Here is a 15455-nt window from a genome sequence, read left to right on the forward strand (position 1 = left end):
ATGGGGGGAGAAAGTATGGAGAAGGTATTTGGAGTGATTGGTGATCCTATTCGACATTCTTTATCACCACTCATACATAATCATAGCTTTGCCAAAGAAAAAATGGAGGCAGTCTACCATGCCTTTTTAGTAAATAGTGAAGATTTAGAATCTGCTGTTCGCGGGATGAAAGCAATTGGGATCGAAGGTTTTAATGTAACGATTCCCCATAAGGAAGCGATCATTTCTCACTTAGACGAAATAGATCCGCTTGCTAAAGAAATAGGTGCAGTCAACACGGTCATCCTGCGAAACGGATCCTATATCGGATACAATACTGATGGGATCGGTTTTGTTAAAGGATTAAAACAATCTATCAATGAAGAAACAGCTGAACAAAAGCAAGTATTAATTATAGGTGCAGGAGGAGCGGCTAAAGGAATTTACTATAGCCTGTTAGCAGATGGATTCACCAAGGTTGATTTGGCTAATCGTTCCGTGGAGAGGGCCAGGCAGTTAGTTTCCGGAAGCACCCATCCCTTAAGCAGCTTTTCGAATACTTATAGTCTTTTGGAAGCAGAGGAAAACTTAGATCAATACGATATATTGATTCAAACGACTTCGGTAGGAATGTCTCCCCGAATAGAGGAATCTCCTTTAACGTTACAAAAGCTTAAAGAAAAAACACATGTGTTTGATATTATTTATAATCCCTTTGAAACCAAATTTCTAACTTTGGCAAAAGAAAAGGGCTGTCATATTCATAACGGCATTGACATGTTCGTTTATCAGGGCGCTTACGCTTTTCAATTATGGACGGGAAAATGGCCTGATACGGACGAAATGAAAGAGTTAGTTATTAATCGATTAGGAGGCTAATACATGCTAACGGGAAAACAAAAAAGATTTCTGCGTTCACAGGCACATCATTTAAATCCCATCTTTCAAGTGGGTAAAGGCGGGGTTAGTAAGAATTTAATTAAACAAGTTGCCGATGCACTTGAAGCCCGTGAATTAATTAAAGTAAGTGTATTGCAAAACTGTGAATTTGAACGCGATACGGTGGCAGAAGAGCTTTCTGCAGGTGCCAATGCAGAGTTGGTACAAATCATTGGAAATGTGATTGTTTTGTATAAAGAATCAAAAGAGAAAAAGCAAATTCAATTGCCGTAAATATTATTTAGAGGATGAAGTCAATTGGAAAAAAAGATTGGCATATTAGGCGGAACCTTTGATCCTCCCCATATTGGGCATCTCATTATCGCTAATGAGTGTTTAAGCCAGGCTTCTTTAGATGAGATTTGGTTTATGCCTAATAATGTTCCGCCTCATAAACATAAAACAGATCATGTAACCAATGAAGAGAGAGAACAAATGGTTCGGTTAGCAATCCAGGACCATCCTCAGTTTAAGCTGGAAACGATCGAATTGCATCGGGAGGGAAAATCCTATACGGTCGACACTATGCGGCAGCTGGTTAATCAAAACCCGGGGCTGGCATTTTACTTTATTATTGGCGGGGATATGATTGAATATTTGCCAAATTGGTATAAGGTTGATGAGCTGGTTCAAATGGTTCAATTTTTAGGGGTAAAACGCCCCTATTATCAACACCAATCAAAATATCCTGTGCAAATGCTCGATGTACCTGAAATTTATTTATCATCCACCCAAATTAGAGACCGGATTCAAAAGGGGCAATCCATTCGTTATTTAGTTCCTGATTGTGTAAAGGAATACATTGAGGAGAACGGTATTTATGGAACGTGAGAAAGCATTAAATGTTGTGAAAAAGCAATTAAAAGAAGAACGATATATCCATACTTTAGGGGTAGTAGAGACTGCAATCAAGCTGGCTGAGCGGTATCAGGTTAACCCTCTTGAGGCTGAATTGGCCGCGATATTTCATGATTATGCCAAATATCGGCCAAGGGAAGAAATGCGGTCGATTATGATTCAGGAAAAAATGCCAGACACTTTACTTCAATTTCATCATGAGTTATGGCATGCGCCAGTCGGGGCATACTTAGTAAAAACAGAAGTGGGAATAGAGAATGAACGAATCCTTGATGCAATTCGTTCTCATACAACTGGCAGACCTGGAATGGCCGAATTAGAAAAAATCATTTTTTTAGCTGATTATATTGAGCCCGGTCGCTCATTCCCAGGTGTTGAAGAAGCAAGGAAGCTAGCTGAAGAAAACCTCGATCAGGCTGTTTTATTTGCATTAAAAAATACGATTCAGTTTTTACTGAATAAACGTCAGCCGATCTACCCAGATACTTTTCATACCTACAATTATTTTTTACTTAAATAGGAGGTCTTTGAGAATGAAAGAAATAGACCTGTTAAAAACAGTAGTAAAAGCTGCAGATGATAAGAAAGCCAATGATTTAATGATATTAAACATGCAGGGGCTATCTCCGGTAGCTGATTATTTTGTTATTGGCCACGGAAATTCCGACAGACAAGTACAAGCCATTGTCAAAGAAATCAAGGATCAGGTATATGAAAATGGTCTTTCTATAAAAAGGCTTGAAGGATATGATGAGGCAAAATGGATTTTGATCGACCTTGGTGAGATAGTGGTTCATATTTTTCAAAAAGATGAGCGCTCCTACTACAATTTAGAAAGATTATGGGGAGATGCGCCTACCATTTCAGTCGAAAGTGTGTTGTCATCATGAGTTATGCCAATATGGCTTTGGTGTATGATAATTTAATGAAAGATGCTCCTTATGACAAATGGGTAGAATATGTTAAACAGCAGGCACTGTTTTTCAATAAATCCAATGAACAGATCAGTCTAGTTGATGTAGGATGTGGAACAGGGGAACTCGCCGTCCGATTAAAAAAGGACGGCTTTCATGTTTCAGGTACCGACTTATCCGAAACCATGCTAACAATCGCTAGACGAAAGGCAGAGAACCTTAGTCTGACGTTCCCGTTGTTTCAGCAAGATATGACTGAGCTGCAGGTGGACGAGAAAGTAGACATGATAACAATTTTTTGTGATTCGATTAACTATCTGCCGACAAAAGAAGCAGTTATTCAAACCTTTCATTCATGCTACGCTGCCTTGAAAAATGGAGGGCTACTTCTTCTTGATGCCCATTCCCCCTATAAAATAGATTTATTTTTAGAAAACGAGCCATTCTATGAAATTGATGAAGAGGTAACCTATATATGGAGCTGTTCTGAAGGTGAAAACACCCTGGAGGTAACCCACGATTTAACCTTTTTTTTATTAAATCCTGATACAAATGAATATCAGCGTTTCGATGAATGGCATCGTCAAAAAACGTATCAGGTGAATGAGTGGAAGGGGTTTTTACAATCAGCAGGCTTTAAGATTTTATCCGTTACAGCAGATTTTACAGACGAACCTCCTCACGAAGCATCTGAGAGAATCTTTTTCTGTGTACAAAAATAAAAAGGCAGACTTTTTCAGGAGTCTGCCTTGTGCGTTTGAAAACGAGGATTATACGTTCAAAACAGATTTTGTGCCCGAAAGTTTCGTTCTGCGCTCGAAAACGAAAATCAGTGCTCAAAAAACGACGATTCCCGCTCCAAACCAGAAATCCGCGCTCCAAAAATCCAGATTCCCGCTCCAAACCCAGAACTCGTGCTCATAAAACCTGATGCACTCTCAAACCCAGACTGCCCTTCATTAATTTTCAATTCTCCTGCCGAGACAAATAAAAAATTAAATTTTTTTAAAGGATTTCAACCGGGTTTGTCGAAAATTATACATTGAATTGTTCCTTTACTTTCTCTAAATCCTCTCGAAACTTTGCATGAGTGGCTTGAAATAATTTTTCAAATACTCCGTTCAGCTCTTTCTCTAACACTTTAATCCCTTCGCCGGTTATTCCGCCTTTTACCGTAACCTTTTCTTCTAATGTCGGCAATGTATAATGCCCTTGCCTCAGCAGCTCGCCCAATCCAATTAACATCTCACTTACAAGTACCGTTGCTGTTTCCGTATCTATTTCTGTTTCCCGCACTGCCCCATCAATAAACCTTCTCGTTATATAACTGTAAAAAGCAGGGCCGCAGCTAACTATGTCGGATGTTACTCTTGTTATATTTTGTGAGATTTCGTGAGGTTTTGAAAATCCCTTAAACAATTGGAGTAATTGTGTTTTCCAACGGTCCGTACATTTCTTGCCAAAGGTGAATAAAGAGACCCCTGTTAATGCCCGATTCGTAATACTTGGAATAATTCTGGCTGTAGAACAATCTACATGAAGCTCGAGCTGTTCAACAGCAACAGGACTTGTAATCGAAACAAGGCAATGCTCTCGTTGTAAATGAGGTTTAATTTGTTGAAGTAAAGGAAAAATGTCGTGTGGCTTTACACATATAAATAAACAGTCACTAGTTTGTACTAATTTTTCTACATCATCAAAAATCTGAAGTTCAGGATATTCCTGCCGTAATTGCTCGGCCTTAGCCCGTGTCCGATTATGAATCGATAAGCAAGAAGGAGAAATCGCGTGTGCATCCATCATCGCCTCAACAAGGATACTCCCCATGTTGCCAGTACCAATCACGCCGATTCGCATACGTACTCCCTCCTTCATTATTCTCTTTCAACTTTATGTTCAAAATTAGGCAATTATACCATTCTATCTGGAGGTGTCAGTCGTTTGAAAATGATACAGGAAAATTGGAAAAAACTCGCCTTTTTGTTTTTAATTTTGTTACTCCTGTTTCTTTTAGGCAATTGGGGGCAACAAAAAGCAGAAGAAAGCTGGAACATAAATGAAGCTGGGGCCGTGAATTCTCCATTGTCAGATCCTGCAGAAAACGATAAGGTAGTAGGAGAGACAGGGACAGAAGTGTTAACGTCAAAATCAGATATGAAGGCAGTAGAATCTGTTGTTGTTGACATAAAAGGAGCAGTCCGCAACCCAGGTGTATATTCGGTCCCAAGCGATTCTAGGTTACATGAAGTGATTGAAAAAGCGGGAGGATTTACGGCTGAGGCGGATCCAATCCAGGTAAACCTCGCTTTAAAAGTTTGGGACCAAATGCTTCTATATGTACCCGTAAAAGGGGAAACAACCGAAGTCGTTTCCCCTCCTTCCAATACACAGTTGCCTGCTCCGGAAAAAATCAATGTAAATACAGCATCCCAGTCGGAATTGATGGAGTTGACCGGAATCGGAGAAAAAAAGGCAGAAGCCATCATTGAATATCGGGAACAAAATGGAGGATTTCAAACGGTCGAGGATCTTTTAATGGTACCGGGAATCGGAGAAGGAATTTTGTCGAAAATTCGCGAAGATATAAGCTTATAACGTATAAAAAGGAGTGTTCACATCAATGCAAAGAATCACTTGGAATCAATACTTTATGGCACAAAGTCATTTGTTAGCATTACGCAGCACTTGCACAAGACTAACGGTTGGAGCAACGATTGTTCGGGATAAGAGAATGATTGCTGGCGGTTATAATGGATCTATCGCAGGCGGGGAGCATTGTTCTGAAAAAGGATGTTACGTAATTGATGGTCATTGCGTCCGGACGATTCATGCCGAAATGAATGCGATCCTTCAATGTGCTAAATTTGGAGTTCAAACAGAAGGTGCTGAAATATACGTCACTCATTTTCCATGTTTAAACTGTACGAAAGCGATTATCCAGGCGGGGATTAAGTGTATTTACTATGCAAAAGACTATAAGAATCACCCATATGCGCTTGAGCTCTTAGAGCAGGCGGGAGTTAAAACTGTAAAAGTTGAATTGGAGAAAACAGATGTATTGTCTGCGTTTTCTTCGTAATTCCATCTGATGACTTTACGTCACTGGTTTATTATCGGCGGATGTGCCATCATAGCAATCCATTTTGTTCATGTCGAGCACGAATGGATTCTATGGGTTTTTACCCTCTTTTTAGGAATCATAGCAGTCTATTTTAAAAAATTCAGACTGTATGGATTGCTGATGGTGGCCAGTCTTGTCATTTTTTCATATATTGCTTTAACGGAAATGGAGCCCCTTACTGCTTGGAAAACAGGTGAACGAGTAGAACTTTTGGTTCGATTCACCGATTATTTAGAGAATAATGGACATGTACAAGCCTCGATCGTAAAAGCCGAGAATGACGCAAAACTCCTCTTCCAGTCCTATGAAAAAGAGGCCCAGCTTGAACGATTCATTGAGCCTGGGATCGTTTGCCGAGTTAAAGGAACGATCGAGGAACCACCGGCAGCAACCAATTTTAATGCTTTCGATTATCGGAATTATCTTCATTCACAAGGGATATTTTGGATATTTAAGGCCCAATCATTTCAAAAAAGTGATTGTACCCCAGATCCAGCCACGTTCTCTTTCTCTTCGCTCCAGCACCTTCAAGAATATATCACTAGTCAAATAAAGCAATCTTTGCCTTCCCCTTCCCAAGAATTAGTACTGGCCCTTTTATTAGGGAACCGAGGTGAAATGGAATCGGATGTAACAGATGCCTATGAGAAACTTGGTATTGTCCACTTGCTGGCGATTTCCGGCTTACACGTAGGTCTTTTATCAGCTGTCCTATTTGGAATTGGTATTCGATCTGGACTTACCCGTGAAGGAACGACGATTCTGCTGCTGACAGTCTTACCAATTTATGCGGTCCTGTCCGGTGCAGCCCCTTCTGTTATAAGAGCAGTATTGATGGCATTCATTGTGCTTCTTTGCTACCTGTTAAAAGTTCGGCAATCGATTCATCAGGTATTTTTTATTAGTTTAATGACTGTACTCATCTTCCAGCCCTTTTCTATTTATGCCGTTGGGTTTCAGCTTTCTTACGGAGTTACGTTAAGCCTCCTTATATCAATCAGACGAATATTATCTTTTCAAATGAATCAGTGGAAATCCTCACTTACTGTATCGATCATAGCTACATTAGCATCAATCCCCTTCCTCTTGTATCATTTTTTTTCCTTTTCCCCATACAGTATTTTGCTAAATCTTTTATATGTTCCTCTCTTTTCCGTAATCCTCTTGCCTCTTAGCTGGATACTGGCCATACTTGTGCTGACGATCGGAAGTGCCCCAGCTTTTTTAGTGGAAATGTCAAATAAACTGATCCAAGGGGCTAATACATTTGCGCTTATAATTAGTGAAATACCGTTTTCCTCCATTATTTTTGGCCGGCTGCATCCTGTTCATTTATCGATTGTAATAATGGGAGTTCTTTTAATTGCTGTTTTGATGGAGGATAAAAAAGAAAACAGGATTAAATACCTTTTAATTAGCATCCTTATTTGTTTATCCCTGACTATGCCTAAGCTAGATGGACAAATTACAGCCATTAATGTGGGACAAGGTGATTCAATTTTGATTCAACTGCCATTTAACGAAGGGACGTACTTAATCGATTCTGGCAGAGCTGACAAGTTAGACGATATCGAGGATTCTGGATATATAGCGGCTGAGGCCGTAATTATGCCTTATTTGCATTCATTGGGAATTACTAAAGTCGATAAGCTTATTGTCACTCACGGTGATTTAGATCACGCAGGTGGTGTTCCATATTTGATAGATCATTTAAAAATAAAAGAAATAGTAATCGGAAAAAAATTAACGTATTCTGATTTGGAAATTGAAATAATGGGTAAAGCAAAGAGGGCTGAAATCCCCATCATGCTTGTCCAATCAGGAGATTATTGGTTTACCCGTCATGGGAAATATGCGATTCTTTCTCCTGAAGGAAATGAAAGAAATGAAAATGACAGTTCCGTTGTCCTTCATGTGGCAATCGCTCAAGAATCATTTCTGTTTACTGGAGATATTTCAATTGAGAAGGAACAAAGATTACTCAAATTGTATCCCAACTTAAAAGCAGATTATTTAAAAGTAGGCCATCATGGGAGTCAAACATCAACGGGTGTCCCTTTTTTAAAAGTAGTGAGCCCAAGCTATGCGGTCATATCAGTCGGAAAAAACAATTGGTACGGTCACCCTGATCCTGAAGTATTAAGAAATTTAAAAGAGGAAGATATTAAAGTGTTTAGAACAGATCAAAATGGGGCTATCCAATATAAGCTGAATCTTTTTTCGAATGGAACCCTTCAAACCACTTTGCCATAGAATAATACGTGACCAACATATGCGAAAAAATGAAAAAGAGACTACCCAAAGTAGTCTCTTAAAGGATTTTTTTCTCAAGATTTCATTATCTTCCTAAAACCTCAATTACAGTAGCAATAATGAACATCGTTGCAAAGAAACCGAATGAAACGACAAAGCCTACAATTGAATCTGAAAAATCATTACGTTTACTTTGGACGTCTTTTTCAAACTGATTCACTTACTACCCCTCCTATTTCCATTTAAGTATAAAATAATGCTTTATAAAAATCTAGCCTTTCTGCCCAAATAACCTGATTTCACTAAAGGACTCATTTCTAAATATGACAAGAGTTTACACAAATACTTTAGTCCTGAAGGGTCAAACTACAAGTACAAAGGGATCCCGCCAATGAAAAAGGGTCCTAGGTCTTTTTCATTGGCGTTTAAATAAAGGGGAATTGGCACCTCCGGCAGCCAATTCCTTTTGTTCTTTTTTAGGAAAACGGGGGAACTATGAACTAAATAATTTGCTGTTTTATCTAAAATTCATAATCCCTTTTTTCCTTGCATTGAGGAGTGCATTCTCTTACCATTAAAAGAAAAAGGATTGGACCGATGCAGTGTGGATGTATGGAAGCAGATTAAAAAACAGCAATTCGCTCCCATTTATTTAATATGTGGTACAGATACATATATTATGAATAAAACGAAACAATTACTGATAAAAAATTCGATGGATGAAGAAACCATGGATTTTAATTTTTCCCATTATGATATGGAAGAAGTTCCTTTAGAAAATGCGATCGATGATGCCCAAACACTTCCCTTTATTGGGGAAAGAAGGATTATTTTAATAGACAAGCCTTTCTTTTTAACGGCAGAAAAGAAATTAAATGCCCCAGAGCATAATTTAGATAAGCTTGAAGAATATATTCAGGCTCCAAACCCCAGCTCTATTTTGGTCATCTCAGCACCGTATGAAAAATTAGATGAGCGAAAAAAAATAACTAAATTGCTTAAAAAAAATGCCGAGGTAGTTGAAGCAAAGCCTCTTGCCGGATATCAGCTTGAACAATGGGTCAAAGACCAATTAGATAAACACGGGTTACATTTAAATCAGGATGCTATTGACATGCTAATGCAATTAGGCGGTAATCAAGCTTGGATGTTAGGGCAGGAAATTGAAAAATTAGCGCTTTATGCAGGAAATGAGAAGATGATTTCGGCTGAGGAGGTGGAAATGTTAGTAGCTAAATCGCTGGAAAATAATATATTTTCGTTTGTTGATAAAGTAGTTCGGAAAGATACGAAACAAAGCTTTACGATTTTACATGATTTATTAAAACAAAATGAGGAACCGATAAAGATTATCGCCTTGTTGGCTTCACAATTTCGGATCATATACCAGGCAAAGGCATATGCACAGAAAGGGTACGGACAAAAACAAATTGCCTCCATTTTAGGGGCTGCTCCATTTAGAGTTCAAATCGCTTTAAAACAAAGTCAGCTATTTCAGCAGGATGAACTGTACGCTATCATGCAGGCATTTGCACAAGCAGATTATCAGATGAAAACAGGAAAAATGGAAAAAGATTTAATATTGGAGCTCTTGTTATTACAAATTCATCAAATTAGAAACAAAAAAACAGCGCTGTAAAAGGCGCTGTTTATGCGTTTAGAGAATTAATTTGTTTAGCTAGGCGAGATTTTTTGCGAGCTGCTGCATTCTTGTGGATAAGACCTTTTGTTGCGGCTTTATCAAGCTCTTTTGTTGCATTCACAACAGATGCTTTTGCTGCTTCAACGTCTTTATTAGCAATGGCTGCTTCAACCTTTTTAACGGCTGTACGCATTGCAGATTTTTGCGCTGCGTTTTGGGCGTTGCGTTCATTAGTTGTTTTAACACGCTTAATAGCTGACTTAATGTTTGGCATGCTAGTCACCTCCTAATCGGATTCGGAGTTGTATCAAACTCTTTGTAAGTTACCGATTTTTAAATAAGAACAAATGATATTCTAACAAAGGCAGTATCTAAATGCAATAGTTTCATTAAACTTCACCTCAGTTTGTCTCTTGATCCGTGAAAAAAGTATCAATGAGAAGAACTGGAATTTGCAGGAATACTCGTATGAAGTTTCCGTAAAAGGGCGAACCTAGAAAATGAGAATCTGGGAACTTAAGGAGTGAACTTGAATGGATCAGCAATCGATTGACCTTTCTAAATATGCGGTGAGAACAGACCTAGCCGTAGAAGCAAGAGAAATGGTGGTAGACCAGCAAAATCAGCAGCAAAAGGAAGCGATGTCTGAACTGGAAGGAGTTCAAATAAAAGAAAGGCAAGAAGAGGGCATTAAAATAACGGAAGTCATTATTTCCGAAGCCGGAGAGAAGACAATCGGGAAAAAGAAGGGGCGATATTTAACCGTCGAAGCCCAAGGAATCAGGCAGCAAGATACGGTTTTGCAGCAGCGCGTGGAAGAAGTCCTTGCCCGTGAATTTAGTGCATTCCTTGAAGATAAAGGAATTTCAAAGGATGCTTCTTGTCTTGTCGTTGGGTTAGGGAACTGGAATGTTACACCTGATGCTCTTGGTCCATTAGTTTGTGAAAGTATGTTTATTACCAGACATCTATTTGAGCTTCAGCCTGAGTCAGTGGATGAGGGATACCGTCCAGTAAGTGCATTAGCGCCTGGAGTAATGGGATTAACAGGAATTGAAACAAGCGATATTATCTATGGAGTCGTTAATAAATCAAAGCCGGACTTTGTCATAGCGATAGATTCGCTGGCATCCCGTTCGATTGAACGCGTAAATGCGACGATTCAAATATCAGATACCGGAATTCATCCTGGTTCTGGGGTAGGAAATAAAAGAAAAGAACTCAGTCAAGAAACTCTTGGAATCCCAGTTATTTCCATTGGTGTTCCAACTGTGGTGGACGCGGTGACGATTACTAGTGATACGATTGACTTCATTCTCAAGCATTTTGGCAGAGAGATTAAGGAGCAAGGGAAACCATCTAAAGCCCTGACGCCTGCAGGTATGACTTTTGGAGAAAAAAGAGTATATACGGAGGAAGATCTCCCAGGCGAAGAACAGCGAAAATCATTTCTTGGCTTAATCGGAACGCTAGAAGAAAATGAAAAGCGGCAATTAATTTCTGAAGTATTAGGTCCAATTGGCCATAATTTAATGGTGACTCCGAAAGAAGTCGATGTTTTTATTGAGGATACGGCAAATCTAGTTGCAAACGCGCTAAATGCAGCTCTTCATGAGGCCGTTGATCAAACCGATGCAGGGTTTAAAACGAAATAAAATGGGAGGACAAAGTGGACGATAAGGTTCTATCTTCTCTATCAAATTCATATGGTAGAAGTAAGTTTTTAGAAGAAAGGAGAACTATAGTGAAACCTTATCGCCGTCAAAGTCCTTTTATAACCATTCAGGGGATTCATATTGTAAAAGCCGTTGGAATTTTTGTAATAGTGATGTTTCTTCTTTTTTCTTTAAGTGGAGTCATTACCAAATTAAATGATTCCTTTCGTTTATCTTCATTAAATGTTCATAATGCTGTTGCAGACCTTAACATCGAAATGGTTTATGCAGTTATGGGCACCGAAAATCGCTATTTCTTGGAAGGGCTGCCTAAGAGTGAGCAGAAAATTTCACTGGCCAAACCGCTTATAGCAATGGCTACTAATATTGAATTTGAAGATCCGACAAGCTTTTTGGGAAGAGAGCTCCCAGGCTTATATGCGTATCAACAGAAGGTTATTGCTCCAAGGGATGGCAGTGATTATACGGATATGCCGATTGAATCTACACCTTCTATTAAGGAAATTGAAAAAGATGTGCCCGTCAAAAATACCGAAGATATAGACCCGGCACCGGCAGTAGAAGACACAGCCCCTCCTCCAGAGCAAACAACTGGGGAAAAAGACGTTGTTTATATTTACTCTGCACATAATCGTGAATCGTTTTTGCCTCATTTAGAAGGAGTAACAGACCCCGACCTTGCCTACCATTCTGAAGTAAATATCACAAAGGTAGGAGACCGTCTCAAGGAAGAGCTTGAGCAAAGAGGCATTGGGACCGCTGTGGATAAAACAGATATTTACGGGAAGATCATCAATGATGGATTAGATTACACAGAGTCATACGATATAGCGAGACCCGTAGTTCAAGAAGCATTAGCAGCTAACCGAGATGTAAGTTATGTAATGGATATTCATCGGGACGCACAGCCGAGAGGAAAAACGACAATTGAAATTAATGGAAAAACCTATGCACAAATAATGTTTGTAATCGGCAGGGAAAATCCAAATTTTGAAAAAAATAAAAGGATTGCTGAAGAACTTCACAACAGACTGAACGAAGTCTATCCGGGAATCAGCAGAAAAGTTGTGTCAAAGGCAGGAACCGGAGTTGATGGAGTATATAACCAAGACTTACTTGGAAATGCTCTATTAATAGAAATGGGAGGATACGAAAATAACTTTGAAGAGCTTTACAATACCGCAGAAGCTTTTGCAGAAGTCTTCAGTGAATATTACTGGCAAGCTGAGGCTGTAAATACGGATGAAGAAACGGATAAGACACAGCAATAATAAATGGGAGATAAAAGGAACTTATCAGGTATAAAGGAGTCCTGAGTATGAAGAGATTTATTTTAAAAGTTTTAACCCTCGTTTTTATCCTGTTTTTCGGTGTTTTGATAGGAATGCAGTATGCCAATGAAGGTATGATGAAAATGCGGGGCTATAGTGACCCGAGCTTTGAGCAGCCCCTCTCCCTTCAAGAAGCTGCTCCGGGTGAGGTCGAGGCATCCTTTTTAGGAAATACTCTTTCTACTCATGATCTAGAAGTGAAACAGAAACAGCTTGAAGAAGTTAAATCCTTTAATCTCTTTTCTCAAATCGGCAAAGGTCTTGCTCAATTTATAACCGGTTTTATTCAGGGGATCCTGTCTGTTTTTGGGGGTATACTAAGTCTAGTTTCATGAGAGGCGTTTCATTTAATGAGACGCTTTTTTTTCTTTTTGTATAGTGAAGCTATTTATTTCTAAGCAATCGTGACGGAATGCGGACATTGGTTCCTTTATTTGTGAAAAAAGTGAGGTTTTTCGGTTTTATCGGACACTGGATCCTTTATAAGGACAAATTAGGTCATTTTCTTATAAAAATTGATAAATAACGGATCTCCTGTCCGCGAATTCCAAGAAAATTACTTATTTTCATTAGTTAACAGATTCTGTGACCGTTTCAGAAGCGAATCATTATATTCAAAGACTACTACCCTCTGCGGCTTGGTACTAGCCAAGTTTTCTTTACACTTTAAGATAAATTGACAGCAAAGAAGGTAATTCGACGCAGTTGCCAATTTAAGGTTTAAAGTATAAGTGCAACTAGGCTATTACCGGCGCCTTACGGCTTGGTACTAGCCAAGTTTTCTTTACGCTGATATAATGAAGAATAGTGTATTTTGCGGTAATTTAGTAGGAGTGAACCGAATGAATAACGAAGACAGACGCAGAAGGCAAGAGCGGATTCGAAACTTTTCCATTATTGCTCATATTGACCATGGAAAATCGACTCTTGCAGACAGAATCTTAGAAAAAACAAATGCATTAACAGCACGTGAAATGAAAGACCAGCTCCTCGATTCTATGGATCTTGAGCGTGAGCGGGGAATCACAATTAAATTAAATGCTGTTCAATTAAAATATAAAGCCAAAGATGGCGAGGACTATATTTTTCACCTTATTGATACACCAGGGCATGTCGATTTTACCTATGAGGTTTCCCGGAGTTTAGCTGCGTGTGAAGGTGCGATTTTAGTTGTTGATGCAGCGCAAGGGATTGAAGCACAAACTTTAGCCAACGTCTATTTAGCTTTAGACAATGATCTTGAAATCTTGCCTGTCATTAATAAAATTGATCTGCCAAGTGCGGAACCTGAACGAGTTCGCCAAGAAATTGAAGATGTAATTGGACTCGATGCTTCTGATGCCGTTTTGGCATCTGCAAAAGCGGGAATAGGGATTGAAGACATTTTAGAGCAAATTGTTGAAAAAGTTCCGGCTCCAAAAGGCGATCCTGATGGTCCGCTAAAGGCGCTTATTTTTGATTCTTTATATGACCCATACCGCGGTGTAGTCACGTATATCCGCGTGATGGATGGAACGGTAAAGCCAGGGGATAAAATTAAAATGATGGCAACCGGTGCAGAGTTTGAAGTAACCGAAGTAGGAGTGTTTAATCCGAAGGCTACACTTTGTGATGAGCTAACTGTCGGTGATGTCGGTTTCTTAACGGCTGCTATTAAAAATGTAAGTGATACACGGGTAGGGGATACAATCACGAACGCGAAAAATGGTGCAGTAGAGCCGCTTCCAGGGTACCGAAAATTAAATCCAATGGTATTCTGCGGTCTTTATCCGATTGATTCCGCCAAATTTAACGATTTGCGTGAAGCATTGGAAAAACTTGAATTAAACGATTCCTCCCTGCAATTCGAACCTGAAACGTCCCAGGCGCTTGGGTTTGGTTTCCGTTGCGGATTCTTAGGTCTGCTTCATATGGAAATTATCCAGGAACGGATTGAAAGAGAGTTTAAAATCGACCTAATTACGACGGCTCCAAGTGTTATTTATAATGTTTATATGACTGATGGTTCTGAGGTGCGGGTCGACAACCCTTCTAACATGCCGGATCCGCAAAAAATTGATCGGGTCGAAGAGCCATATGTCAAGGCTACCATTATGGTTCCTAATGATTATGTTGGGGCGGTTATGGAAATTTGCCAGGAAAAACGCGGCATTTTTGTTGATATGCAGTATTTAGACGAAAATCGCGTAAGTATTATTTATGAAATCCCGCTATCAGAAATAGTTTACGATTTCTTTGATCAGCTTAAATCTTCTACAAAAGGGTATGCATCATTTGACTATGAATTAATTGGTTACAAAGCTTCTAAGCTTGTCAAAATGGACATCCTGCTTAATGGAGAAAGAGTAGATGCTTTAAGTTTTATCGTTCATAAAGATTCCGCCTATGATCGAGGCAAGGTGATTGTAGAAAAATTAAAAGAGCTTATTCCGCGCCAACAGTTTGAAGTACCGATACAGGCAGCTGTCGGACAGAAGATTATTGCCCGTTCGACGATTAAAGCGATGCGCAAAAACGTATTGGCTAAATGTTACGGCGGGGATATTTCGCGAAAACGAAAATTATTAGAAAAACAAAAAGAAGGTAAAAAACGGATGAAACAAGTGGGATCGGTAGAGGTTCCGCAAGAAGCGTTTATGGCCGTGTTAAAGATGGACGATACACAGTCCAAAAACAAGCAGTAATGCAGAAAACGGGGGTGGAATAAAATTGTCCATCCTCTTTTTCTATACAAACATTTGA

General features: G+C 39.3%; 17 protein-coding genes. 14 read left to right on the forward strand and 3 right to left on the reverse strand.

Annotation, left to right across the window (positions count from 1 at the left end; all coding sequences use genetic code 11):
* The first annotated feature begins 15 nt into the window (after positions 1-15).
* Genes aroE through CRO56_RS03645 form a run of 6 tightly spaced genes read left to right on the forward strand, consistent with a single transcriptional unit; the run spans position 16 to position 3412 of the window.
* Positions 16-858, forward strand: coding sequence for a shikimate dehydrogenase (gene aroE, locus CRO56_RS03620; RefSeq protein ID WP_097157257.1), 843 nt, complete (start codon positions 16-18; stop codon positions 856-858).
* Between the two features lie 3 nt (positions 859-861).
* Positions 862-1152 (forward strand): ribosome assembly RNA-binding protein YhbY, encoded by a 291-nt coding sequence (yhbY, locus tag CRO56_RS03625; RefSeq protein WP_097157258.1) that lies wholly within the window; start codon positions 862-864, stop codon positions 1150-1152.
* A gap of 24 nt (positions 1153-1176) precedes the next feature.
* Positions 1177-1749: a nicotinate-nucleotide adenylyltransferase gene (locus CRO56_RS03630; RefSeq protein WP_097157259.1), complete on the forward strand. Its 573-nt coding sequence runs from the start codon at positions 1177-1179 to the stop codon at positions 1747-1749.
* Positions 1739-2296 (forward strand): bis(5'-nucleosyl)-tetraphosphatase (symmetrical) YqeK, encoded by a 558-nt coding sequence (yqeK, locus tag CRO56_RS03635; RefSeq protein ID WP_097157260.1) that lies wholly within the window; start codon positions 1739-1741, stop codon positions 2294-2296. The genes CRO56_RS03630 and yqeK overlap by 11 nt, the downstream gene beginning before the upstream one ends.
* A gap of 13 nt (positions 2297-2309) precedes the next feature.
* Entirely contained in the window at positions 2310-2666 is a 357-nt protein-coding gene (gene rsfS, locus CRO56_RS03640; protein ID WP_097157261.1) for a ribosome silencing factor, read from the forward strand.
* Positions 2663-3412, forward strand: coding sequence for a class I SAM-dependent DNA methyltransferase (locus CRO56_RS03645; RefSeq protein ID WP_097157262.1), 750 nt, complete (start codon positions 2663-2665; stop codon positions 3410-3412). The genes rsfS and CRO56_RS03645 overlap by 4 nt, the downstream gene beginning before the upstream one ends.
* A 313-nt stretch (positions 3413-3725) precedes the next feature.
* On the opposite strand, the gene comER is transcribed toward CRO56_RS03645, so the two are convergent.
* Positions 3726-4547: a late competence protein ComER gene (comER, locus tag CRO56_RS03650; RefSeq protein ID WP_097157263.1), complete on the reverse strand. Its 822-nt coding sequence runs from the start codon at positions 4545-4547 to the stop codon at positions 3726-3728.
* 90 nt (positions 4548-4637) lie between these two features.
* On the opposite strand from comER, the gene CRO56_RS03655 reads away from it, so the two are divergent.
* The 3 genes from CRO56_RS03655 to CRO56_RS03665 are packed head-to-tail and all read left to right on the forward strand — an operon-like array spanning position 4638 to position 8064.
* On the forward strand, positions 4638-5285 hold the full coding sequence (locus tag CRO56_RS03655) for a helix-hairpin-helix domain-containing protein (protein WP_245855638.1): 648 nt from the start codon (positions 4638-4640) through the stop codon (positions 5283-5285).
* 25 nt (positions 5286-5310) lie between these two features.
* On the forward strand, positions 5311-5769 hold the full coding sequence (locus CRO56_RS03660; protein WP_097157265.1) for a ComE operon protein 2: 459 nt from the start codon (positions 5311-5313) through the stop codon (positions 5767-5769).
* A 9-nt stretch (positions 5770-5778) separates the two neighbouring features.
* The gene (locus tag CRO56_RS03665) at positions 5779-8064 is read left to right on the forward strand and encodes a DNA internalization-related competence protein ComEC/Rec2 (RefSeq protein ID WP_097157266.1); all 2286 of its coding nucleotides are present in this window, start codon (positions 5779-5781) and stop codon (positions 8062-8064) included.
* A gap of 85 nt (positions 8065-8149) precedes the next feature.
* On the opposite strand, the gene CRO56_RS03670 is transcribed toward CRO56_RS03665, so the two are convergent.
* Positions 8150-8284: a YqzM family protein gene (locus CRO56_RS03670; protein ID WP_097157267.1), complete on the reverse strand. Its 135-nt coding sequence runs from the start codon at positions 8282-8284 to the stop codon at positions 8150-8152.
* Between the two features lie 384 nt (positions 8285-8668).
* Here CRO56_RS03670 and holA point away from each other — a divergent pair, with 384 nt between their 5' ends.
* Positions 8669-9703 carry a DNA polymerase III subunit delta gene (holA, locus tag CRO56_RS03675; RefSeq protein ID WP_097157268.1) on the forward strand — a complete coding sequence of 345 codons (1035 nt, stop codon included), beginning with the start codon at positions 8669-8671 and terminating at the stop codon, positions 9701-9703.
* A 10-nt stretch (positions 9704-9713) separates the two neighbouring features.
* On the opposite strand, the gene rpsT is transcribed toward holA, so the two are convergent.
* Positions 9714-9980, reverse strand: coding sequence for a 30S ribosomal protein S20 (gene rpsT / locus CRO56_RS03680; protein WP_097157269.1), 267 nt, complete (start codon positions 9978-9980; stop codon positions 9714-9716).
* A 259-nt stretch (positions 9981-10239) separates the two neighbouring features.
* Between rpsT and gpr the strand changes: the two genes are divergently transcribed.
* From gpr to lepA, 4 genes are all read left to right on the forward strand, one after another.
* Positions 10240-11361: a GPR endopeptidase gene (gene gpr / locus CRO56_RS03685; protein ID WP_097157270.1), complete on the forward strand. Its 1122-nt coding sequence runs from the start codon at positions 10240-10242 to the stop codon at positions 11359-11361.
* An 89-nt stretch (positions 11362-11450) separates the two neighbouring features.
* Positions 11451-12653: a stage II sporulation protein P gene (gene spoIIP, locus CRO56_RS03690; RefSeq protein ID WP_245855570.1), complete on the forward strand. Its 1203-nt coding sequence runs from the start codon at positions 11451-11453 to the stop codon at positions 12651-12653.
* A 47-nt stretch (positions 12654-12700) separates the two neighbouring features.
* The gene (locus tag CRO56_RS03695; RefSeq protein WP_097157271.1) at positions 12701-13048 is read left to right on the forward strand and encodes a YqxA family protein; all 348 of its coding nucleotides are present in this window, start codon (positions 12701-12703) and stop codon (positions 13046-13048) included.
* A gap of 507 nt (positions 13049-13555) precedes the next feature.
* Complete coding sequence (gene lepA / locus CRO56_RS03700; RefSeq protein WP_097157272.1) at positions 13556-15397, forward strand: translation elongation factor 4; 1842 nt, start codon at positions 13556-13558, stop codon at positions 15395-15397.
* Positions 15398-15455 lie beyond the last annotated feature (58 nt).

Origin of the sequence: Bacillus oleivorans, assembly GCF_900207585.1 — a bacterium.
GTDB lineage: Bacteria > Bacillota > Bacilli > Bacillales > JC228 > Bacillus_BF > Bacillus_BF oleivorans.